Annotated in this window: 18 protein-coding genes and 2 riboswitches; of the genes, 11 read left to right on the forward strand and 7 right to left on the reverse strand. The window is 47.4% G+C overall.

The genetic code is table 11. The features are described from left to right. Positions 1 to 65 precede the first annotated feature (65 nt). A riboswitch (SAM riboswitch) is annotated at positions 66 to 152 on the reverse strand. Between the two features lie 84 nt (positions 153 to 236). The 3 genes from SB24_RS10695 to pepT all read right to left on the reverse strand — a co-directional run bounded on the left by SB24_RS10695 (position 237) and on the right by pepT (position 2,792). Continuing rightward, positions 237 to 713 carry an LURP-one-related/scramblase family protein gene (locus SB24_RS10695; protein ID WP_039253306.1) on the reverse strand — a complete coding sequence of 159 codons (477 nt, stop codon included), beginning with the start codon at positions 711 to 713 and terminating at the stop codon, positions 237 to 239. 102 nt (positions 714 to 815) lie between these two features. Continuing rightward, positions 816 to 983, reverse strand: coding sequence for a hypothetical protein (locus SB24_RS20230; RefSeq protein ID WP_003150808.1), 168 nt, complete (start codon positions 981 to 983; stop codon positions 816 to 818). Between the two features lie 576 nt (positions 984 to 1,559). Continuing rightward, on the reverse strand, positions 1,560 to 2,792 hold the full coding sequence (gene pepT, locus SB24_RS10700) for a peptidase T (protein WP_039253308.1): 1,233 nt from the start codon (positions 2,790 to 2,792) through the stop codon (positions 1,560 to 1,562). A gap of 210 nt (positions 2,793 to 3,002) precedes the next feature. Here pepT and galE point away from each other — a divergent pair, with 210 nt between their 5' ends. After that, a complete protein-coding gene (galE, locus tag SB24_RS10705) occupies positions 3,003 to 4,019 on the forward strand; it encodes a UDP-glucose 4-epimerase GalE (protein ID WP_039253311.1) in 1,017 nt (338 codons plus the stop codon). Positions 4,020 to 4,065: 46 nt separating this feature from the next. Here galE and SB24_RS10710 read toward each other — a convergent pair whose 3' ends face one another. Next, complete coding sequence (locus SB24_RS10710) at positions 4,066 to 4,605, reverse strand: DUF4352 domain-containing protein (RefSeq protein WP_128574546.1); 540 nt, start codon at positions 4,603 to 4,605, stop codon at positions 4,066 to 4,068. A gap of 345 nt (positions 4,606 to 4,950) precedes the next feature. Beyond that, positions 4,951 to 5,052: riboswitch (guanidine-I (ykkC/yxkD leader) on the forward strand. Between the two features lie 65 nt (positions 5,053 to 5,117). Here SB24_RS10710 and SB24_RS10715 point away from each other — a divergent pair. The 4 genes from SB24_RS10715 (at position 5,118) to SB24_RS10730 (ending at position 9,174) form a co-directional block, all read left to right on the forward strand. Beyond that, the gene (locus tag SB24_RS10715; protein WP_003150818.1) at positions 5,118 to 5,954 is read left to right on the forward strand and encodes a YitT family protein; all 837 of its coding nucleotides are present in this window, start codon (positions 5,118 to 5,120) and stop codon (positions 5,952 to 5,954) included. Positions 5,955 to 6,120: 166 nt separating this feature from the next. Continuing rightward, positions 6,121 to 7,014: a PucR family transcriptional regulator gene (locus SB24_RS10720; RefSeq protein WP_039253314.1), complete on the forward strand. Its 894-nt coding sequence runs from the start codon at positions 6,121 to 6,123 to the stop codon at positions 7,012 to 7,014. Between the two features lie 117 nt (positions 7,015 to 7,131). Next, positions 7,132 to 8,232: an ABC transporter ATP-binding protein gene (locus SB24_RS10725; RefSeq protein WP_039253317.1), complete on the forward strand. Its 1,101-nt coding sequence runs from the start codon at positions 7,132 to 7,134 to the stop codon at positions 8,230 to 8,232. Between the two features lie 99 nt (positions 8,233 to 8,331). Continuing rightward, complete coding sequence (locus SB24_RS10730) at positions 8,332 to 9,174, forward strand: polysaccharide deacetylase family protein (RefSeq protein ID WP_039253319.1); 843 nt, start codon at positions 8,332 to 8,334, stop codon at positions 9,172 to 9,174. Between the two features lie 34 nt (positions 9,175 to 9,208). On the opposite strand, the gene SB24_RS10735 is transcribed toward SB24_RS10730, so the two are convergent. Continuing rightward, on the reverse strand, positions 9,209 to 10,552 hold the full coding sequence (locus tag SB24_RS10735; protein ID WP_039253321.1) for a citrate/malate transporter CimH: 1,344 nt from the start codon (positions 10,550 to 10,552) through the stop codon (positions 9,209 to 9,211). Positions 10,553 to 11,054: 502 nt separating this feature from the next. Here SB24_RS10735 and SB24_RS10740 point away from each other — a divergent pair. The 5 genes from SB24_RS10740 (at position 11,055) to SB24_RS10760 (ending at position 17,812) form a co-directional block, all read left to right on the forward strand. Beyond that, entirely contained in the window at positions 11,055 to 12,461 is a 1,407-nt protein-coding gene (locus SB24_RS10740; protein ID WP_014306093.1) for a cytochrome ubiquinol oxidase subunit I, read from the forward strand. Continuing rightward, on the forward strand, positions 12,445 to 13,461 hold the full coding sequence (gene cydB, locus SB24_RS10745) for a cytochrome d ubiquinol oxidase subunit II (protein ID WP_003150830.1): 1,017 nt from the start codon (positions 12,445 to 12,447) through the stop codon (positions 13,459 to 13,461). The genes SB24_RS10740 and cydB overlap by 17 nt, the downstream gene beginning before the upstream one ends. Next, positions 13,461 to 15,164 (forward strand): thiol reductant ABC exporter subunit CydD, encoded by a 1,704-nt coding sequence (gene cydD / locus SB24_RS10750; protein WP_039253325.1) that lies wholly within the window; start codon positions 13,461 to 13,463, stop codon positions 15,162 to 15,164. The genes cydB and cydD overlap by 1 nt, the downstream gene beginning before the upstream one ends. Next, a complete protein-coding gene (cydC, locus tag SB24_RS10755) occupies positions 15,161 to 16,891 on the forward strand; it encodes a thiol reductant ABC exporter subunit CydC (RefSeq protein ID WP_039253327.1) in 1,731 nt (576 codons plus the stop codon). The genes cydD and cydC overlap by 4 nt, the downstream gene beginning before the upstream one ends. Positions 16,892 to 16,981: 90 nt before the next feature. Beyond that, a complete protein-coding gene (locus tag SB24_RS10760; RefSeq protein WP_039253329.1) occupies positions 16,982 to 17,812 on the forward strand; it encodes an NAD(P)H-hydrate dehydratase in 831 nt (276 codons plus the stop codon). Positions 17,813 to 17,825: 13 nt separating this feature from the next. Here the strand turns inward: SB24_RS10760 and SB24_RS10765 are convergent, their stop codons facing one another. After that, entirely contained in the window at positions 17,826 to 19,184 is a 1,359-nt protein-coding gene (locus SB24_RS10765; RefSeq protein WP_014419229.1) for a purine-cytosine permease family protein, read from the reverse strand. A 315-nt stretch (positions 19,185 to 19,499) separates the two neighbouring features. Between SB24_RS10765 and SB24_RS10770 the strand changes: the two genes are divergently transcribed. After that, on the forward strand, positions 19,500 to 20,486 hold the full coding sequence (locus SB24_RS10770) for a choloylglycine hydrolase family protein (RefSeq protein WP_039253331.1): 987 nt from the start codon (positions 19,500 to 19,502) through the stop codon (positions 20,484 to 20,486). A 39-nt stretch (positions 20,487 to 20,525) separates the two neighbouring features. On the opposite strand, the gene katX is transcribed toward SB24_RS10770, so the two are convergent. Then, on the reverse strand, positions 20,526 to 22,139 hold the full coding sequence (gene katX / locus SB24_RS10775; RefSeq protein WP_039253332.1) for a catalase KatX: 1,614 nt from the start codon (positions 22,137 to 22,139) through the stop codon (positions 20,526 to 20,528). Between the last annotated feature and the right edge of the window lie 68 nt (positions 22,140 to 22,207).

Here is a 22,207-nt window from a genome sequence, read left to right on the forward strand (position 1 = left end):
TTTCCTGATGAAATATAAAAAAACTCTTCCCTCGGATAGGGAAGAGCTTGCGTCCGCAAATCTCAACCTTATCTTCAGGATTTAGCACCATTCTGCTGAACAGCGGTTGCCGGGTATCATAGGGCCAGTCCCTCCACCTCTCTTGATAAGGAAATATGATATTTTTCAGAATAAACTGTAATACTCTTAATCTTAGTATATTATCTTATATTGTCAATATATTTCGATAAATATTTTTATTTGTCACCCTCAAATAGAATCATATCTATCACGATGGCGATCGCAAGACAAAGAGCAATATCCTCTTCCTTTTCAATCTGCAAATGATAGGAATCGCCCCAGCTCATCCATGATTTGGTGACGGTCATCCGGTTTGATTTTCCGTCTGTCACTTGAAAATTCCGGCCCCACACATCGCCGGTAAGATCCCAGCCGAGTCCGGAAATTTCAAATTTCGGTTTGAAAAACGTGACTTTCTTGATGACTTGGCAGACGGGTTTGCCGCTGACGGAAATCTCGTAACGGGGAACGAGCGACATCAGTTTCTGATTGACGCTGGCAAGCGTGCGGCCGTCCAAATCAGTCAGCTTCAGTTCATCACCGAATGAAAACAGCTTTCCTTCAACATTGTAGACTTCTTTTCCGCTTTCAAGAAACACTTGAAAACGATTCTTAATCGTAAACATTCGCTCTTTGATGTAAAAATGGTACATAAAAAAACTCCTTTTTTATGTTGTACGAAAAAAGGAGGCGGAAGGTTTCATATCGGCCGGGTGCATAAAAAAAGGCTGCCGATTTTGCGGCAGCTGTCGTTTTTATGATAGCGGCATCCGGCGTTTTTGACGGATCGCATTTAAATCAATGATGTTATTCGTGTCGGCAGCTGTCACCAGCGGGCTTGTCTTTGGCGTTTTCCGGCGGTTGTCCTTACTGAAAGAGAAAACAAGATACCCTGTCAAAGCAGCGAAAATAAGTAGCATCATTTTACATACCTCCCAAAAAAAGTTTTGGTATTATTATTGTACGAAAAAACAAACGAAAAGTATTCAAACAATTGTCACTTTTTTAAAAAATAATGTCATTTTCCGTAAAAATGACTATGGGTTGAAGAAATTTTGCTCTTGTTGTGGTTCTATAGATTGTATCGGCTGATGAATGATGATCGTTTATATAACTTTTTCACTATCTTTTGTAAGTGTCTAATTAACTACTTCGGTGTTTTCGTTTGCCTTGTGTTATTCAGTACCCTAAAAAACCTTATGATATGCAAAATAACTGCTTCTAACAGATGACTGCAAGTTGACAGCGCTTTCTTTATTTTTTTAAAGAAAACGAGATGTTATCTTAAAAAAATCGTTTGAACATTTTCCGCAGTTTTTTAAAAGGGTTTGATTTTGTCTCCAGAACACGCGGGTCTTTTAAGGTTTTTTTCAATTCTTTCGCTACAGTCCCTCTTGCCATAGTCTTCACTCCTTCTTTCCATTTCATACCTTATATACGGAAAGAAAGAAGGAAAGGTTTCATGTGAAAGAAAAAAACCAAAGCAGGGGGCTTTGGTTTTAAGCGCGCTCTTCAAAGAGCCTGGCGATTTCAACAATGACGTTTACCGCCTTTTCCATATGATCGACGGAAATGTATTCATATTTTCCGTGGAAGTTTTGGCCGCCCGTGAAAATGTTCGGTGTCGGCAGTCCCATGTAAGAGAGCTGTGATCCGTCGGTTCCGCCCCGGATCGGTTCGATAATCGGTTCGATGTCGAGGTTTTTCATGGCTTGATACGCGACATCGACTATCTCTTTGACCGGTTCGATTTTTTCTCTCATGTTGTAGTATTGATCACGCAGTTCAAGCTTGATGCTTTCCTTGCCGTATTTGGCCGCTAGCGCATCGGCGGTTTTCTGCATATATTCTTTTCGTTCTGCAAAGCGGTCTCTGTCAAAGTCTCTGATGATGTACGACAGGGCGGCTTCAGAAACGTCTCCGTCCATGGAAAGTAAATGATAGAAGCCTTCATACCCTTCCGTATATTCCGGCGCTTCTTCTTTCGGCAGCGCATGATGAAATTCCATCGCGATTTTTGAAGCGTTGACCATTTTGTTTTTCGCCGTCCCCGGGTGGACGCTTTTTCCGTAACAAGTAAGCTTTGCGGCGGCTGCGTTAAAGCTTTCATATTGCAGTTCGCCGAGGGGGCCTCCGTCTATCGTGTAGGCGAATGCGGCGTTGAAGCGGGCGACATCGAATTTGTGAGGGCCTCTGCCGATTTCTTCATCGGGCGTGAACGCGACCCGGATCGTTCCGTGTTTGATATCCGGATGTTTGATCAAGTACGCCATTGCCGTCATGATTTCGGCAATGCCCGCTTTGTTGTCGGCTCCGAGCAGCGTCGTGCCGTCTGTTGTAATCAGCGTCTGGCCTTTATAGCGGGAAAGCTCCGGGAATTGCTCAGGCGACAGGACGACATTGAGTTTGTCATTCAGAACGATATCATGGCCGTCGTAGCTTTCAATAATCTGAGGATTCACATTTTTCCCGGTAAAATCGGTCGCGGTGTCCACGTGAGCCAGAAAACCGACAGTCGGCACGTCTTTATCCGTATTCGCCGGCAGAGTCGCCATGACGTACCCGTTGTCATCGACTGTGATTTCTGTCATGCCGATCGACTTTAATTCATCTGCCAGCATGTTGGCCAATGTCAGCTGGCCGGGGGTTGAAGGGCAGTTTTCATTGTTTTCGTCAGACTGTGTATCGACTTTTACGTAAGAGGTAAAGCGTTCAATGATTTCATTTTTCATACCGTCATCTCCTTTGTCTTATCTTACCATGCGCGGGGGAGGGATTTCTATTTCACAACCCGTTTGAATCGAGGGCTCTGTTTTTTACGCGAATGAAAATAAATTATGAAGAAACGATGACTAAACGATTAAACTTTTTGGAAATGGATGATTGAGGAAGAAAAAACCGATATAATATGGTCAATTCATTCAATAGGGGAGGCTTTCTTCATGGCGATTTTAGTGACAGGCGGAGCGGGTTATATTGGAAGCCACACATGTGTCGAGCTGTTAAACGGCGGCTATGACATCGTGGTTCTGGATAATCTGTCAAACAGTTCACCGGAAGCATTGGAGCGTGTGAAAGACATTACCGGAAAAGGGCTTGTGTTTTATGAAGCGGATCTCCTTGACCGTGACGCCGTTCACCGTGTGTTTGCTGAAAATGAGATTGAAGCCGTCATTCATTTTGCGGGATTAAAAGCCGTCGGTGAGTCTGTGGCTGTTCCGCTCCGTTATTATCATAATAATCTGACGGGAACGTTTATTTTATGTGAAGCCATGCAGGAACACGGCGTGAAAAAAATCGTCTTCAGTTCTTCAGCGACGGTTTACGGCGTTCCGGAAACAACGCCGATCACTGAGGATTTTCCTTTAAGCGCGACCAATCCTTACGGGCAGACAAAGCTGATGCTGGAACAGATTTTACGCGATCTGCATAAAGCGGACTCTGAATGGAGCATTGCGCTGCTCCGCTACTTTAATCCGTTCGGCGCGCACCCGAGCGGCCGGATCGGAGAAGACCCGAACGGCATCCCGAATAATTTAATGCCGTACGTCGCACAAGTCGCTGTCGGCAAGCTTGAGCAATTGCAGGTGTTCGGCAATGATTATCCGACAAAGGACGGCACCGGCGTGCGGGATTACATCCATGTCGTTGACCTTGCCGAGGGGCATGTCAGAGCGCTTGAAAAGGTGCTGAACACAACGGGCGCCGACGCCTATAATCTCGGCACGGGAAGAGGCTACAGCGTTCTGGAGATGGTCAAGGCGTTTGAAAAAGTATCGGGAAAAGAAGTGCCGTACCGTTTTGCCGACCGGCGCCCGGGAGACATCGCCGCATGCTTCGCAGACCCGGCAAAAGCGAAGGCTGAATTAGGCTGGGAAGCAAAGCGCGGGCTTGAAGAAATGTGCGCCGACTCTTGGAAGTGGCAGTCCTCCAATGTGAACGGGTACCAAAAGGCGTAAAAAGAAAGAGACCTTCAAATGATGAAGGTCTCTTTTGTTATGATCATTATTTAACTTTTACTTCAACATCGTTGCTGAATTTTATTTTCCAAGTGCCTTTAGAGTATGCGTCTTTATCAACTTCAAAGGCTTTCACTCCAGTGACCTTAATGTTCGGGTTCAGGTCACTTAAAATTTTACTGTTGTTCACTTTTGTTTCCGTTGCATAAGTCGATGAAGCGTCAATATCCGGATCATAGGAAGTTCCTTCAGAATCTACTAGTTTCACGCTCGGAATGGAGAAAGAGCTAATAGGCTTCTTTGAAACATTTTTAACTGTGTATTGTACAGCTACGATAACGCCGCCGTCAGACGCTTTTTTCTGGATATATTGTGTCCCTACTGAGTCTCTTTTTTCTATTTTTGTAAGAGTCACTTCAGTTTTCTCAGTCTTAACAGTGTCACCGATGTTATACAGTTTTTCTTTAGATTCCGCAGAACTTGAAGATGCGACCTTAGATGATGAAGAATCGCCTCCGCCGCCGATGTTTACGAGAATGATAATAACCACTACTGCCAGAAGCAGTGTGATGATTTTATGTCTCATAAAAAAGTTTCTCTGATCTTTACCGCAGTTGGGGCATTTTTTAACGCCTTTAGCGATTTCTTTGCCGCACGCCTTACAAGACACCAGGTTGCCTGCCATAATATTTCCTCCTATGTAAACTATTTCTTAAAAACTACATACTATAATGCCTGTAAAATAACCTATAGTCAATAATATTTTGAGAAAAAAAGTATTTTAATAATTTTTTAGTCATGTATTTTAGTTCCTTTTTTAGTATCGGCAGATCGTTCGAATTCTTTATAGGTTTATTGAAAAAAGAGTGGTTGAACATGTTCGGGATTTCCCGTATAATCTTGAAAGATATACAAAAACTGAACATAAAAAACAGTGGTTTTCTAGGGTTCCGCAATGCTGAATTGGTCTGGACCGAGAGAAAACACACAGCAGGTTCCTGCTGTGACACGTTGGGATAAAAGCCCGGGAGTTTCTGCTCTTTTAATGAAGAGTGCTCTCCCGGGCTTTTTTGATTTTATATAAAGGGAGTGTCTGGGATGAAAAAGAGATTGCTGGATGTGCTGATGCTGATTATTGGAGCTTTTATCTTTGCTTTGGCCGTTAATTTATTCGCCATTCCGAATGATCTTGGAGAGGGCGGGGTAACGGGAATCACCCTGATCTTGTACTATGTGTTTGAATGGTCGCCCGGGGTGACGAATATCATTTTGAACGGGATTTTATTGATTATCGGATATAAATTTTTAGACGGAAAAACAACGCTTTATACGATCATTACCGTTGTCGCCAACTCACTGTTTCTGCATCTGACGCATGATTGGCACTCGCCTTCACATGAACTCATTATTAATACTATTTTTGCGGGTGTGTTTGCCGGTGTCGGAATCGGGATCATTATTCGAGTCGGAGGCACGACTGCGGGTTCTGCCATTTTGGCGAGGATTGCGAACAAATATCTCGATTGGAATATCAGCTATGCGCTTTTGTTCTTTGATCTGATTGTCGTCTTCAGTTCTTATTTCATCATCGGTGCGGAAAAAATGATGTTTACCATTGTTATGCTGTATATCGGAACGAAGGTGATGGACTTTATCATTGAAGGCCTGAATACGAAAAAAGCGGTGACAATTATATCTGAGCATAAGCACGAAATCGCTGAACAGGTCAACACGCTGATGGACAGAGGGGTTACGCTGCTGTCGGGTAAAGGAAATTACACGGGGCAGTCGAAGGAAATTTTATATATCGTCATCCAGAAACAAGAGCTTTCCATGCTCAAAAAAATTATTAAAAGCTGTGATACAAAAGCGTTTGTCATTGTTCATGATGTGCGTGACGTCTTTGGTGAAGGCTTCGTCGATATCTCTAAATAAAAAAGATCCCTCTGCCGGCGCAGAGGGTTTTTTTCTTATGCCGGCAGAAGCGGTTATGATCCGTTTCCCGGGAAATAGCCTGAAAGCTGTTTCTTAAAACGAAGTGGATACTATCGGCCGGACGTTTTATACTGAAAATATGATAGAGCGATAGAAAGGAGCGCATATGAACCCGTTATTGGCAATTTACCCGAGGGCTGTGTTGTCTGATACGTGCTGTACGGCGGAGGATGTCTTTTGCTTTTATGATGAGAAAAGGCGGGTCTATGCCGCCATTCCGAAGGAGGATATTACCCCGAAGGAGAAACTGCTTCTGGAATCATTTTTGACGCCCGCTGAAGAAAAAGGCGTTTTTTTTCCGGAGACGACGGCAGCAAAGAGGTGGCGGCGTTTTCTGCTGGAAGAAGGTCCGGTGCCTGATGTCAAGGAGCCGCGTGTCCGTTTTATCCATTATGACTTATTGGGAGAACGGGACTGGGGGGCATTTACGGAAGCGCTGCGCCATTTCTGGCCGGTTTCATATACAGTTGTCCCGACGGGGAGGGATCATGGCGTGATTGTGGAGGAAGAAAAGCTGGAAGCGCCAGATTCGGATGACATCGCATCTTTTGTGAAGATTCTCGAAGGCGATTTTTATTTCAGTGTCCGTTTTTTCGTCGGAAGGTATTACTGCAAGGGGGAACGTCTGCGCCTTCATTATCAGAGAGAACAGCAATATTGTCAGATCGGCCGGCGTCATCTCCCGCAGCTGAGCACGCTGACCGCGGAAACGGTATTTCCGGCCATGCTCACGGAAGAAAGCAGAGAAAAGCTCTCAGCCTTGCTTCACGAAGAAGCGGCGCTGCTGTTTCAGAAAGAACCGGAGCTGAAGCATACGATTCAGACCTTTATTGAACATAACTCGAACATGTCGCTCACATCGAAAAAACTGCATTTGCACCGCAACAGTCTTCAATATCGGATTGATAAATTTGCGGAACGCTCAGGTATTGATATTAAGACATATCGGGGCGCCCTGCTGGCTTATTTCATTTGTCTGCAATATGAAAAATCACATTAAATGGGAAATGTGCACGAAGGCAGCGGACTTTTTTTATGAACATTGCCTATATCCGCCGCCGTCTGACGCTGTTACAATCCTATTTAAGAAAGCGTTTACAAATAAAGGGGGATATACATGGCGGAACTTCGGCTCGAGCATATTTATAAGTATTACGATCAAAAAGAAGCGGCTGTCGATGATTTTAACCTTCATATTAAAGATAAAGAATTTATCGTGTTTGTCGGTCCCTCGGGGTGCGGCAAGTCGACAACTTTGCGGATGGTAGCCGGGCTGGAAGACATTACGAAGGGCGATTTCTATATCGGTGACACGAGAGTGAATGACATCGCTCCTAAAGACAGGGATATCGCCATGGTGTTTCAAAACTATGCGTTATATCCGCACATGACGGTCTATGATAATATCGCTTTCGGTCTGAAGCTGAGGAAAATGCCGAAACCGGAGATTAAAAAACGGGTCGAAGAAGCGGCGAAAATGCTGGGGCTCACAGAGTATCTGCACCGTAAACCGAAGGCGCTCTCCGGCGGGCAGCGGCAGCGGGTTGCATTAGGCCGGGCGATTGTCAGGGACGCCAAAGTGTTTTTAATGGATGAGCCGCTGTCAAATCTGGACGCAAAGCTTCGGGTGCAGATGCGGGCTGAAATTATTAAGCTCCATCAAAGGCTGCAAACAACCACAATCTATGTGACGCACGACCAAACAGAAGCACTGACGATGGCGACACGCATCGTAGTCATGAAGGACGGAAAAATTCAGCAGATCGGCACCCCGAAAGAAGTGTATGAACATCCCGAAAACGTATTTGTCGGCGGGTTTATCGGCTCTCCGGCGATGAACTTTTTCAAAGGAAAGCTGACGGACGGCGCCATTCAGATCGGTTCAGCCGCTCTCAGCGTGCCGGAAGGAAAAATGAAAATGCTCCGGGAAAAAGGGTATGCCGGCAAAGATGTGGTCTTCGGCATCCGCCCGGAAGACATACATGACGAGCTGATTGTGGTAGAATCCTATAAGAATTCATCCATCACAGCTAAAATCAATGTCGCGGAATTGCTCGGGTCAGAAATTATGGTTTATTCCCGGATCGGGGATCAGGATTTTATCGCCCGGATTGACGCCCGCCATGACATTCGTGCCGGTGAGGAATTGACTGTCGCTTTCGACATGAATAAGGCTCACTTTTTTGACAGTGAAACAGAAATCAGAATCCGCTCATAACGCAAAGCCGGACAGCTGGATGTCCGGTTTTTTTGATGTAACAATTTATGACGCATAACCGATATAAAAAGTAAATAGAAGACAGAAAGCAGGAAAACAATGAAACGCATGGTCATGTGCATGTGCCTTTTGGCTGCCGTGTTTACACTTGCCGCCTGCTCGGGCCATGAGGCAAGCGCCGAACAAAGCATTCCGAAGGCAGAAGCGCACAGCGAAAAAAAGTCTGTAAAGAGGCAAATCAAAAAAGAGCCGGATACGTCCGCCTGGGTTCAAACGAAAGGGACGGCGAGACTGCCGATTCTGATGTATCACAGCATTTCAGAGGGAAACAGCCTGCGTGTGCCGAAGGAAGAATTCCGGCAGCATATGAAGTGGCTTCATGATCACGGCTATTATACGATGACTCCTGAAGAAGCCTATCTGATGCTGACGGAGGATAAGGAGCCGCGTGAAAAGTGTGTTCTGATCACATTTGATGACGGCTATACCGACAATGTGAAAGCGGCCTATCCCATTTTAAAGAAATACAAGATGAAAGCGACAATCTTTATGATCGGAAACTTCATCGGGCATAAGAATCATCTGACTGAGAAGCAGATGAAGGAGATGGCCGCCCACGGCATTTCCATTCAGAGCCATACGATGAACCATCTCGAATTGAACGGGCTCACACCGCAGCAGCAGCGACGTGAAATGAAGGACTCTAAGCGTTTATTTGATCAAATGTTCGGGCAGCGGACGACTATGATCAGCTACCCTGTCGGACGATATAATAAGGAAACATTAAAAGCCGCCGCCTCGTCAGGCTACCGTATGGCGGTCACGACGGAGCCGGGAGCGGCGTCAAGAGATCAGGGGCTTTACGGGCTTCACCGCGTCCGTGTGTCGCCGGGCATGTCCGGCGCTGCATTCGGCTCTTATATTCAAAATGTGATGAAATAACAGAGCCTCCGCATATGCGGAGGCTTTTTTCAGTTTAATAGAATTGATGAAGCAGCAGAAGGGTGACGCTTACGGTAATCGCTCCGCCGATTCTGGTCGACACTTGGGCGAACGGCATAAGCTCAAGCCGTTCAGCGGCGCTCAAGATCGCGACGTCGCCGGTGCCGCCCTGGCCGGAATGGCAGGCATTAATAACCGCCGTCTCAATCGGGTACAGATTCAGCCATTTTCCGGTCAGAAAACCGACGGCCATCATCGTGACGACGATTGATAAAATGGTAATGATGTTGCTGATCGTAAACGCCGCAATCAGCTTGTCCCACGGTGTCATTGAAACGCCGATCGCAAATAAGAGCGGATAGGTCACGGCTGTCGAGAAAAAGCGCGAGACGCCGAAGGCTCCGTTTTCAATCGAAGCCGGCGCCAGCCTGAACAGCTTAATGAGAACGGCAAGGACGAGCATCACGACAGGAGCCGGAAGCTGAAAGAAATCATGCGCCAGCATGCCGACCAAATAGAGGGAAACCGCTAAAATACCGCCTGAAGCGAAAAAGGACAAATCAAACGTTTTATCATCAGCCGGCTGTTCCAATGCGGGAGCGGAATGATCAGACTTATCAACCTTCCCGTTGCCCGTCCATTCCGGTTTGCGTTTCCCGATGACATTCAGCAAACCCGATAACATAATGGCGCACAGGCTGCCGAGCATGATGGACGGCAGCACAAGCGCAAAGGCGTCTCCCTGGGACATCGGCATAATATCGGAGTAGCCGATGGATAAAGGAATCGCGCCTTCACCGACACCCCCCGCCATAATCGGAACGACGATATAAAGCAGCGTGTGCTGAAAGCCGAGCCCGAGCAGCGTCCCGACGCATAAGCCGACGACGGCGGCCGCGATAGAGCCGGCGATCAGCGGAATAAAAATCTTAACGAAAGCTTTGACGAGCGTCTCTCTTTTCATCCCGAGAATACTGCCGACGACGATACCGGCAATAAATAGATAGAGAAAGTTGGAGCTTTCCGTGAATTCTGTTGTTGAAGTAATAATGTCTTTCGGAAGCAGGTGGTAGTAGACGACAGCGGATGGAATAAAGGTTGCGAGAATCGCAGGGCCGCCGATGGACCGCACGATCGGAATGGATTTTCCGATCTGGCCGAAGGTAAATCCGAAAAAACTCATGACGGCAATTGATGTCAGAATGTCGCTTTTTACATCACGGCTCATGACAAACACCGTAATAAGCAAGAAAAGCAGGATATAGATAGGAAGAGGAATAATGCCGATTCTTATATTCATTGCTCTGGCAAACCAGTTATCAGTCCGTTCCTGTTTTTGGATTGAATCCGTTTGCAATTTTGGTTGAAGTTCTCCCATGCTTGTTCCCCCAGTCGTTATGTAGTGAAAAAATATCCCCATTTAAAGTATACTAAAAAATTTAAATTGTTCATATATTATGAATTTACTAGAGGACATGCTTTCTTCACATTTTCTTTCTCAAAATGGCGATTTGGCGGGCTTTTTCACCGAGAAAAGCATTTTGTTCGCCACACGAATAAAAAAGAGGTACGATATCAAAGGGACAAATATCCTAGGTGCTGACATAAAATCTCTACAAATCCGACAATAATCAGTCACAATTTCAGCCTGATTTTAGGTATATTGATCTTTTTTTTTGGGCTGAATCGTTGTAAAGTAATGATATTGAATCATTTCTATGACAGCCGCTGTCCCCCAGGGTGTACAGGCTGATATTTCAATAGTTTTGACGAATTTGTGAAACGTTGAGCAAATATATCATTTTTTGTGAAATACCGAGCAAGAATTCCACTATGTTTGTGAAATGTTGAGCAATTTACCAGATTGGAGGAAAAACATCATGAGTGAGTTGGTATTAGCCCGCATTCAATTTGCATCTACAACATTGTTTCACTTCTTGTTTGTGCCTATGTCTATCGGGCTTGTGTTTATGGTTGCTTTGATGGAGACGCTTTATGTTGTCAAAAAACAAGAGACCTATCTCAAAATGGCTAAATTTTGGGGGCATCTCTTTTTAATTAACTTTGCTGTCGGCGTCGTCACAGGGATTCTTCAGGAATTCCAGTTCGGATTGAACTGGTCTGATTATTCCCGTTTTGTCGGGGACGTATTTGGGGCTCCGCTTGCGATTGAAGCGCTTTTGGCGTTTTTTATGGAGTCTATTTTTATCGGATTATGGATTTTCGGCTGGGACCGTTTATCTAAAAAAGTGCATTTGCTTTGCATTTGGCTTGTATCCTTCGGAACGATTATGTCATCTTTCTGGATTTTGACGGCAAACTCATTCATGCAGGAGCCGGTCGGCTTTACGATTAAAAACGGCCGCGCGGAAATGAATGACTTCGGAGCGCTTTTGACAAACCCTCAGCTTTGGGTTGAATTCCCTCACGTCATTTTCGGAGCGCTTGCGACGGGTGCTTTCTTTATCGCCGGTGTCAGCGCATTTAAATTATTGAAGAAAAAAGAAGTGCCTTTCTTCCATAAATCTTTCAAGCTTTCGATGATTGTCGGTCTGATCGCCGGTATCGGCGTTGCGTTCAGCGGACACATGCAGGCTGAGCATTTAATGGAATCGCAGCCGATGAAAATGGCCGCCAGTGAAGCGCTTTGGGATGACAGCGGTGATCCTGCCGCGTGGACGGCTTTTGCGAATATTGATACGAATAAAGAAAAAAACACATCAGAAATTTCAATTCCTTACGCACTCAGCTACTTGGCTTACCAGAAGTTCAGCGGCAGTGTGAAAGGGATGAAAACACTTCAAAAAGAATATGAAAAAACGTACGGAAAAGGCGACTATATCCCGCCTGTTAAAACGACGTTCTGGAGTTTCCGCATTATGGCGGGAGCGGGTGCGCTTATGATTTTTGCCGCGATTGCAGGCTTTATTCTGAACCGCCGCAAAAAGCTTCATACGAGCAAGTGGTATTTACGGGGCATGATCGCACTGATCGCATTCCCGTTCATTGCGAACTCTGCCGGATGGATTATGACTGAAATCGGCCGCCAGCCGTGGACGGTTATGGGGCAAATGACAACCGCACAATCCGTTTCGCCTAACGTAACGACGGGATCTCTGCTGTTTTCAATTATCGGTTTCGGCGTCATGTACTTGATTTTAGGCGCGCTGCTTGTTTTCCTATTCGTTCGTGAAATTAAAAAAGGTGCGGACCATGATGATCACAAGGATGTTCCTGTATCAACGGATCCGTTCAGTCAGGAGGTCTACCATGGGGTCACTTCATGATCTTTGGTTTGTACTCGTTTCAGTTTTGTTTGTCGGATTTTTCTTTTTAGAAGGTTTTGATTTCGGTGTCGGCATTTCGACCCGATTTCTTGGCCATAATGAATTAGAACGCAGAGTGCTGATTAACACCATCGGCCCGTTCTGGGATGCGAATGAGGTATGGCTGCTGACAGGTACGGGAGCGATCTTCGCGGCATTCCCGAACTGGTATGCGACGATGCTGAGCGGATATTATATTCCGTTTATCATCATCCTTCTTGCTTTAATGGGCCGCGGGGTGGCGTTTGAATTCCGCGGAAAAGTGAATCATTTAAAATGGGTCAAAACATGGGACTGGGTGATTTTCTTCGGCAGCCTTATCCCGCCGTTTGTATTCGGCCTGATCTTCACAAGCTTGTTCCGCGGCATGCCGATTGACGGCCATATGAATATGCATGCGGGTTTCTCAGATATTGTGAACGTGTATTCCGTCCTTGGCGGAGCAGCCGTCACCCTTCTTTCATTCCTGCACGGTTTAATGTTTGTCACACTGCGCACGATCGGTGATTTACAAGAGCGTGCGAGAAAAATGGCAAAACGCGTAATCGGTGTTATCTTTCTTGTTGTACTTGCTTTCTTTGCGATGTCTGCATACGATACGGATATGTTTACACGCCGGGCAAACATCACGATTCCGGTATTCGTGCTGATTGTCATCTGCAACGTTCTTGCTGTTGTGTTCATGAGCAAGAAAAAAGACGGCTGGGCATTCGGTATGACCGGCGCGGGTCTTGCTTTGACAGTTGCGATGATTTTTATCTCTCTGTTCCCGCGCGTCATGGTCAGCTCGCTGAAAAGCGCGTATGACTTAACAGTAGCTAACGCGTCATCCGGTGATTATTCACTTAAAGTCATGACAATTGCCGCACTGACTCTGCTGCCGTTTGTCATCGGCAGTCAGATCTGGAGCTATTATGTCTTCCGGAAACGCGTCAGCCATAAGGAGCCTATGACTTATTAATGGGAAAAGACCTGTTTCTTTATAAAGGAATGAAGCGGATTCTTGCGATCATTACGGGATTAACGATTATACAAACGGCCGCCATCATCTTGCAGGCGGAATGGCTGAGCCAGGCGGTAACCGGATTATTTAACGGGAAGCGGATTGCTTCTCTTTATCCGGTTATCGGCTTTTTCCTGCTTGCGTTTTTGGTCCGGCATGCGGTGACAGCGGTCCGGCAGAAAATCGTATACCAATATGCCGCGCAAACCGGCGCAGACTTAAGAAAAAGATTTCTTGAGCAATTGTTCCGTCTCGGCCCCCGCTTTGCGAAAAAAGAGGGGACAGGCCGGATGGTGACGCTGGCGATGGAAGGCATCAGCCAGTTCCGCCGTTATTTAGAGCTGTTTCTGCCGAAAATGGTCAGCATGGCGATTGTGCCGGCGGCCGTTGTTATTTACGTGTTTTTTCAGGATAAAACATCGGCTTTGATTCTGATTCTTGCGCTTCCGATTTTGATTGTATTTATGATCCTGCTCGGACTTGTCGCGCAGAAAAAAGCCGATCGCCAATGGAAGTCCTATCAGACGCTTTCCAATCATTTCGTGGATTCGCTCCGCGGACTGGAGACATTGCGGTTTTTAGGATTAAGCAAATCACACAGTAAAAACATCTTTCATGTCAGTGAGAGATACCGCAAGGCGACGATGAGTACGCTCCGGGTCGCGTTTTTATCATCATTCGCCCTGGATTTCTTTACGATGCTGTCGGTGGCGACAGTGGCGGTGTTTCTCGGCCTGCGGCTGATAGACGGACAAATTCTGCTCGGTCCGGCATTGACCGCGCTGATTCTCGCGCCTGAATATTTTCTCCCGGTCCGCGAAGTGGGAAATGATTACCACGCGACGTTAAACGGGCAGGAGGCGGGGAAAACCATTCAAGCGATTTTGGCGCAGCCCGGTTTTAAAGAAGAAAAGCCGCTCGAACTTGATACGTGGACTGACGGGGATGAATTACAGCTTACGCGTTTGTCCGTCCGAGAATCGATGTCTGAATTTCATCTGTCCTTTAAAGGGAAGAAGAAAATCGGAATTATCGGGGAAAGCGGTGCGGGAAAATCGACACTCATTGATGTGCTGGGCGGCTTTTTAGAGCCTGCGTCCGGTGAGATCAAGGTAAACGGTGAATCCCGCTCGCATCTTCAGTCGGACGGCTGGCAGAAGCAGCTGCTCTATATTCCGCAGCATCCGTACATTTTTGATGACACGCTTTTGAATAATATCCGGTTTTATCATCCTGATGCTTCCCGTGAGGAAACGGCGCGCGCCGCTGATTCAGCGGGTCTTTCCGGACTGATCCGCGATCTGCCCGGCGGTCTTGACGGCCGGATCGGCGAGGGCGGACGGACGCTCAGCGGAGGGCAGGCTCAGCGTGTCGCGCTGGCCAGAGCCTTTTTAGGAAACCGGCCGATTCTCCTTTTGGATGAGCCGACCGCTCACCTTGATATTGAAACAGAATATGAAATAAAAGAAACGATGGAAGACCTGTTTGAAAACAAACTTGTCTTTCTGGCCACTCACCGTCTTCACTGGATGCTTGAGATGGATGAAATTATCGTGCTTGATGACGGCGCGGTGGCGGAAATCGGCACCCACGACGAATTGATGGCGAAACAAGGCGTATACGCCAAACTTGTAAAGGCGCAACTGGGGGAAAGAACATGAGAAAAGAAGAATGGATTCTGCCGTATATGAAGCAAAATGCCCGTTTGTTTGTTCTTGTGATTTTTTTAGGCGCGGTGACGATTTTTTCGGCGGCCTTTCTCATGTTCACTTCCGGTTTTTTGATCTCTAAGTCGGCGACAAGGCCTGAGAATATCCTGCTGGTGTACGTTCCGATTGTGGCCGTGCGGACGTTCGGGATTGCCCGTTCAGTCTCACGGTACGCCGAGCGTCTGACGGGACACCATATCATTTTGAAAATCGTGTCCGACATGAGGGTGCGGCTTTACAATATGCTGGAGCCGGCCTCGCTCATGCTTTCATCCCGTTTTCGGACGGGCGACATGCTCGGCATTTTGGCTGAGGATATTGAGCATTTGCAGGATGCGTTTTTAAAAACGATTTTCCCGGCGGTTTCCGCTTTGCTGCTGTATGCGGCATCCGTTATCGGACTCGGTTTTTTTTCCTGGCCGTTTGCCGCTTTTGCGGCGATTTACCTGTTTATATTGGTTGTATTGTTTCCGGTTGTGTCGCTTCTTGTGACGAGAGCGAAAAACATGAGGCTGAAAAGCGGCCGGAATACGCTCTACAGCCGGCTGACAGATGCCGTGCTCGGCGTGAGCGACTGGATGTTCTCGGGACGACAGGCGGCCTTTATTTCCTCTTATGAAGAGAAAGAGAAGGCATGGTTTGACCTTGAAAGCAAACGTCAGCGGTTTACGAGATGGCGTGATCTCGCCGCGCAATGCCTTGTCGGCGGCTTCATATTGATCATGCTGTTCTGGACGGCGGGTCAGTATGCGGACGGCAGCATCGCCAACACGATGATCGCGGCCTTTGTGCTTGTCGTATTTCCATTGACGGAGGCGTTTCTGCCCCTTTCGGATGCGCTGACGGAAGTGCCTTCTTATCAGGATTCCATCAAAAGAATGAGTAAGGCGGCTCCGGAGCTGCGAAGTCGTGAGGTGAAGCAGACCGATGAGAAACTGGATGTATCTGATGTGACACTTACATTTGATAACGTGACGTTTTCTTATGATCAGCACAGTCATGTGCTTGACCGTTTTTCCTTCACTCTCCGCCAGGGGGAAAAAATGGCGCTGCTCGGCAGGAGCGGCTCCGGTAAGTCGACCTCTCTCGCTTTAATTGAAGGCGCCTTAGTTCCCGATTCGGGCAAGGTGATGCTGAACGGGCTGGAAACTGCGGCCGTGCAGGAGCAGATTTCCTCAGCGGTGGCCGTTTTGAATCAGAAACCTCATCTCTTTAACACGAGCATTATGAACAATATCCGGCTCGGAAACGGCAAGGCGAGTGATGAAGATGTTAAGCGTGCGGCTCGGCAAGTGAAGCTTCATGATTATATTGAATCACTGCCTGACGGATATGAAACGTCCGTGCAGGAGACGGGGATTCGTTTCTCAGGCGGGGAACGGCAGCGGATCGCGCTTGCCCGTATTCTGCTCCAAGACACGCCGGTCATTATCCTTGATGAACCGACGGTCGGCCTTGATGCGGTCACTGAACGTGAATTGCTTGATACGATTTTTGATGTTTTTAAAGAGAAAACGATCCTCTGGATTACACACCATTTAGCGGGTGTGGAAACAGCTGATAAAATCGTCTTTTTAGAAAATGGAAAAGCAGAAATGGAAGGAACCCATCAAGAGCTGCTTGCAGAAAACGAAAGGTACCGGAAGCTTTACCGTCTTGATGTTCCGATCAGAACATAAACAGCCGCAAACGAGCGGCTGTTTTTTTGTGCGGTTTAAAATCTCTTCTTGTTTGGAATATAAATAGGAGACAGAAGAGGAGGTACAGAGATGAATATAATGGATTGGACGGAACAAGATGTGAAAGATACGCTGCCGAAACGGGAGGCAGACAGCCATAAAGGAACGTTCGGGACGGCGTTATTGCTGGCCGGGAGCGATGACATGCCGGGAGCCGCCCTTTTGGCCGGATTGGGCGCGATGAGAAGCGGTGTCGGCAAGCTCGTCATCGGTACATCGGCAGGCGTCATTCCGCTTATCGTCCCAGTGCTGCCGGAAGCGACGTACTGGCGGGACGGCTGGAAAAAAGCCGCGGCGGGCCAGCCCGGGGAAACCGTCCGGGCCGCTGCCATCGGGCCGGGCCTTCCCCAAACAGACGAAGTGCAGCAGGCGGCTGATCAGCTGCTTTCTGGCGATTATCCCGTCATACTGGATGCGGGCGCCATTACGAAAAGAACCTATCCGAAGAGGAAAGCTCCCGTGATCTTGACGCCTCATCCCGGCGAATTTTCCAGAATGACAGGCCTTCCGATTCAAGAGATTCAGCAGAACAGAGCGGAATATGCCGCGGAATGGGCGGAGCGGCTTCATGTCACGATTGTCCTGAAAGGAAACGAAACCATTATCGCTTTTCCCGACGGGGAATGCCGCAGGAATACAACCGGAAACGGCGCGCTTGCAAAAGGCGGAACCGGCGACACGCTGACGGGAATGATTCTCGGCATGCTGTGCTGTCATCAAGACCCGAAGCATGCCGTATTGAACGCCGTCCGCCTTCACGGCGAATGTGCGGAATTATGGACGAAAGAGCGCTCCGCCCATACCTTATTGGCGCACGAACTTTCTGAACTGCTGCCGCGTGTATGGAAGGAATATGAATAAAGAAAAGGCGTCTTCATAGGGAAGGCGCCTCTTTTTGTTTTACCCTTGATTTCATCAGGACATAATACAGCAGCGACGGAACGGCCAGGCCGATGACCCAGGCAATGTCGCCTCCGCCGAATATTTCAGCGAGCGGCCCGATGTAAAAGGATGTATTGATGAACGGGATTTCTAATATAATCGACAAAACGAAGGCGGCCGCTGTAATCCAATTGACCCTGCCGTATTGTCCGTTGACGTCAAACATCGATTTGACGTGGTATTTTCCGCGTCGGATAAAATAGTAATCCACGAGGTTGATCGCCGTCCATGGAATTAAGAAATAACTGATGAAAAAGATGAAATTTAAAAACAGTTCCATGAAATTGCTTTGGCCCAAGAGACTTAATACAGTACCCGCTGCCGTCACACAAAGGATCATTACCACTCTCGTTTTCGGCGTCACCTTCAGTTTTAAAAACGGCTCCAAGGTAGTCGTGGTTGACATAAAGGCTCCGTATAAATTAAAGACGTTGATCGCCATTTGCCCGAACAGGACGATGATCAGCATAATAAAGGAAAACGGACCGAACAATCGGACAATCTCATTTCCCGCATTAGCGGTAAATTCCGGGAGCGCCGTCGTCAAAATGGCGCCGAGAAGCATCATCCAGATGGAACTGACTGACGTACCTGCATAGCTGTACCAAAAAGTATGCGATGCCGGTGTTTTGACCGGCAGATAACGGGAATAATCTGCGACATATGGCGCGTATGCCAGCTGCCATGTGGCCACCGCGCTGACCGCCACTAGAAAAACAGGCAGATCTAATGAGCCGGGCACCCAGCTTCCTGAAGGAATCGGCAGTTGAAAAATAAGAATTGTTGCAGCAAAAAAAACGGCAAAGGAGGTCCAAGAGAGGATTTTCTGCATTTTGTGAATCAGATCATGACCGTAGATCGTGAGTAAAAAACAGATGGCGCTTAAGCCGATAATACACCATGAAGCCGGAATCGGGACAAAGCTGCTCAGTGTACCGGCTGCGAGAATCGTACTGCTCGCAAAGAAGCCCAGGTAGATAAACATGACCAAAAAGAGGGGCAGAATCGCTCCGATCACGCCGAATTGCGCGCGGCTTTGAATCATTTGCGGAATTCCGAGCTGAGGTCCTTGTGCGGAATGAGACGCCATAAAGATTGCGCCGATAAAGGTTCCGATTATAATGGCGGCGATACTCCAAAAGAGATCGAGTCCCATTGTAACGGGCAGTGTGCCTGTGACTAACGTCGTAATATGCATATTAGCCCCGAACCAGACGGGGAATAAATCTTTAGCCTTTCCGTGTCTTTCGTCATGCGGAATATGTTCAATCGTTCGCCTTTCTACTTTCAATAGATAATCTCCTCCGTATGTTCTTCTTTAACATAAAGACATAGCTTAACAGATTGACCTGCCGTTTACAAATTCCAGCATGCAGGAAAAACATTGTAAAGCCTCGCTGACAGCCGTTCAAAGTTTTTTTGAAAAACGGAACAAACACTGCCGCCAAAACGATTTGCCAGGGGTTAAAAGGCATGGATATGCTTACGGACTAATATGTATGAAGGAGAAATGTGTCAATCTTTTGACGAATGGAGCCATTATTCGTTAAGCTGAAAGAATAGTTTACTTTGTGTAAATTTCATTAATGAAAAGGGGATTGATGATATGTGTACAAGTCTTACATTGAAAACGACAGACGGTAATCACCTATTGGCGCGAACGATGGATTTTGCATTTCAGCTCGGTACGGACGTCGTGCTTTACCCTCGTCAGTACAGCTGGAAAAGCGAAGCTGACGGCAGGATGCATAAGACGAAATACGCATTTATCGGCATGGGGAGAAATCTCGGCAATGTTCTGTTTGCCGACGGCGTAAATGAAAAAGGGCTGTCGTGTGCGACGCTGTATTTTCCGGGCTTTGCGGGATACGAGAAAGCGGAACGGGAGGGCACCTGTCACATTGCTCCTCATGAGTTTGTCACCTGGGCCTTATCAAACTGTGACTCTCTTGAAGACATAAAGGAAAAGCTCTCAATGCTGACGATTGTAGAGAAGAAGTTAATGTTATTGGATACGGTGCTGCCTCTTCATTGGATTTTATCAGACCGCACGGGCGGCTGCATTGTCATCGAGCCGACACCGGAGGGAATGAAAGTATATGACAACAAACCCGGAGTGATGACCAACAGTCCGGAATTTCCTTGGCATGTGACCAATCTGCGCCATTATATCGGAATCAGGCCGCAGCAGTCAGAAAGCAAAACATTGGGCGGAATGACATTAACCGCTTTCGGCCAAGGATCTGGAACGATCGGGCTTCCCGGTGATTACACGCCGCCATCCCGGTTCATCAGAGCCGCTTATCTGAAAGAGCATTTAGAGCCTTCCGCCCATGAAACGGATGGCGTTACGGCCGCTTTTCACGTGCTGTCCAATGTGAATATTCCAAAAGGCGCGGTGATCACAGAGGAGAATGAAATTGATTATACGCAGTATACGTCGGTCATGTGCTGTGACACCGGAAACTACTACTTTCATCTGTACGACAACCGGCAGATTCACAAAGTAAGTTTATTCCATGAAGATCTTGACCGTCCGGAGCCGAAAGTATTTGCGGCCGCGGCGGAGCAGAATATACAGGAGCTGAATTAGCTCAAAAAAAAACAGGACGCGATTGTCCTGTTTTTTTATTTAATACGGATCAGACGGATGGCTTTCCTGTTCAGCCTGTTTTGCGGCTTGGGCCGTATCTGTAGTGCCGATCGGCCCGCCGCTGCTGCTTTCGGAGGCTTTTTTCAGCCCTTCCGCAACACGTTTTCCGTAGTCCGGATCTGCTTTTGTGAAATTCTCAATCATTTGATCCTGAATGTCTTTCCGGCAGGAAGAAAGCGTATTGACCAGGTTTGTGATCAATTCGTTCCGTTCAAATTCCGAAAATCTGCGGTATGTTTCTCCGGCCTGGCCGAAGTTATTCGGCCGGTCGATCGCTTCCCGCTTCACATCGCCTTCGACATGAGGTGTATGGTCTTTCCCATCCTGCTTTGCTTCGGTGAGTCCTCCCATAATGGACGGCTCATAGTTGACGTGCGGGTTTTGTCCTTCTGCCCGATCGACACGATACTGCATTTGCCCGCCTTCCTGGTTGGTGGCGACATGCTTTTTCGGCGAGTTGATCGGAAGCTGCAGGTAATTTGCGCCGACGCGGTACCGCTGGGTATCTGAATAGGCGAATGTCCGCCCCTGAAGTAATTTGTCATCTGAAAAATCAAGGCCGTCCACAAGCACGCCCGTTCCGAATGATGCTTGTTCCACCTCGGCATGGTAGTTTTCCGGGTTTTTGTTCAGAACCAATTTACCGATCGGCTTCCAAGGGAAATCGTCTTTATACCACAGCTTGGTCGGATCAAGCGGATCAAAATCCAGCTCGGGGTGCTCGTCATCAGTCATGATTTGCGCATACACTTCCCATTCAGGATAATCGCCTTTTTCAATCGCTTCATACAAATCCTGTGTCGCATGGTTAAAGTTTTTCCCCTGAATCTCTTCCGCTTCCTTCTGTGTCAGGTTGCGGATGCCTTGTTTCGGTTCAAAGTGATATTTGACGAGCACGGCTTTTCCTTCTTCATTGACCCATTTGTAGGCATGGACGCCTGAGCCCTGCATCTGCCGGTAGTTGGCCGGGATGCCCCACGGCGAAAACAAGAAAGTGATCATATGAGTCGCTTCCGGTGATTGGGAAATGAAGTCGAAAATACGCTCGCCGTCCTGAATGTTCGTAACGGGATCAGGCTGAAATGCGTGCACAAGATCCGGGAACTTCAGCGGATCACGGATAAAAAAGATTTTCAGGTTGTTGCCGACCAGATCCCAGTTGCCGTCTTCGGTATAAAGCTTAACGGCAAAACCCCGGGGATCACGCAATGTTTCCGGGGAATGCTTCCCGTGGTTGACGGTAGAAAACCGCACAAACGCCGGAGTTTTCGTTCCTTTCTTTTGAAACACTTTCGCTCTTGTATATTTAGAAATCTCCTCGTCTCCAAAACTTCCGTACGCCTCAAAGTATCCGTGTGCGCCGGCGCCGCGCGCGTGAACGACGCGCTCGGGAATCCGTTCGCGGTCAAAGTGGCTGATTTTCTCCAAAAAATCATAATTCTCCAATGTCGTCGGTCCTCTATTGCCGACTGTCCTGACATTCTGGTTGTCAGTGACCGGATGGCCCTGCCGGTTTGTCAGCGTGTCTTCTGACTCGCCTTTACCGGTCGTCTTACTGGAAAGCGTTTCTTTGCTGTTTTTGTTATTTTCCATTGTTGAACCCTCCTTTTTGAACGGTAACAATATGCCCAGCAGAGCCGTTTTTTAAAACCGATTTTCAA

Source organism: Bacillus sp. Pc3 (assembly GCF_000815145.1).
Classification (GTDB): Bacteria; Bacillota; Bacilli; order Bacillales; family Bacillaceae; genus Bacillus; species Bacillus velezensis.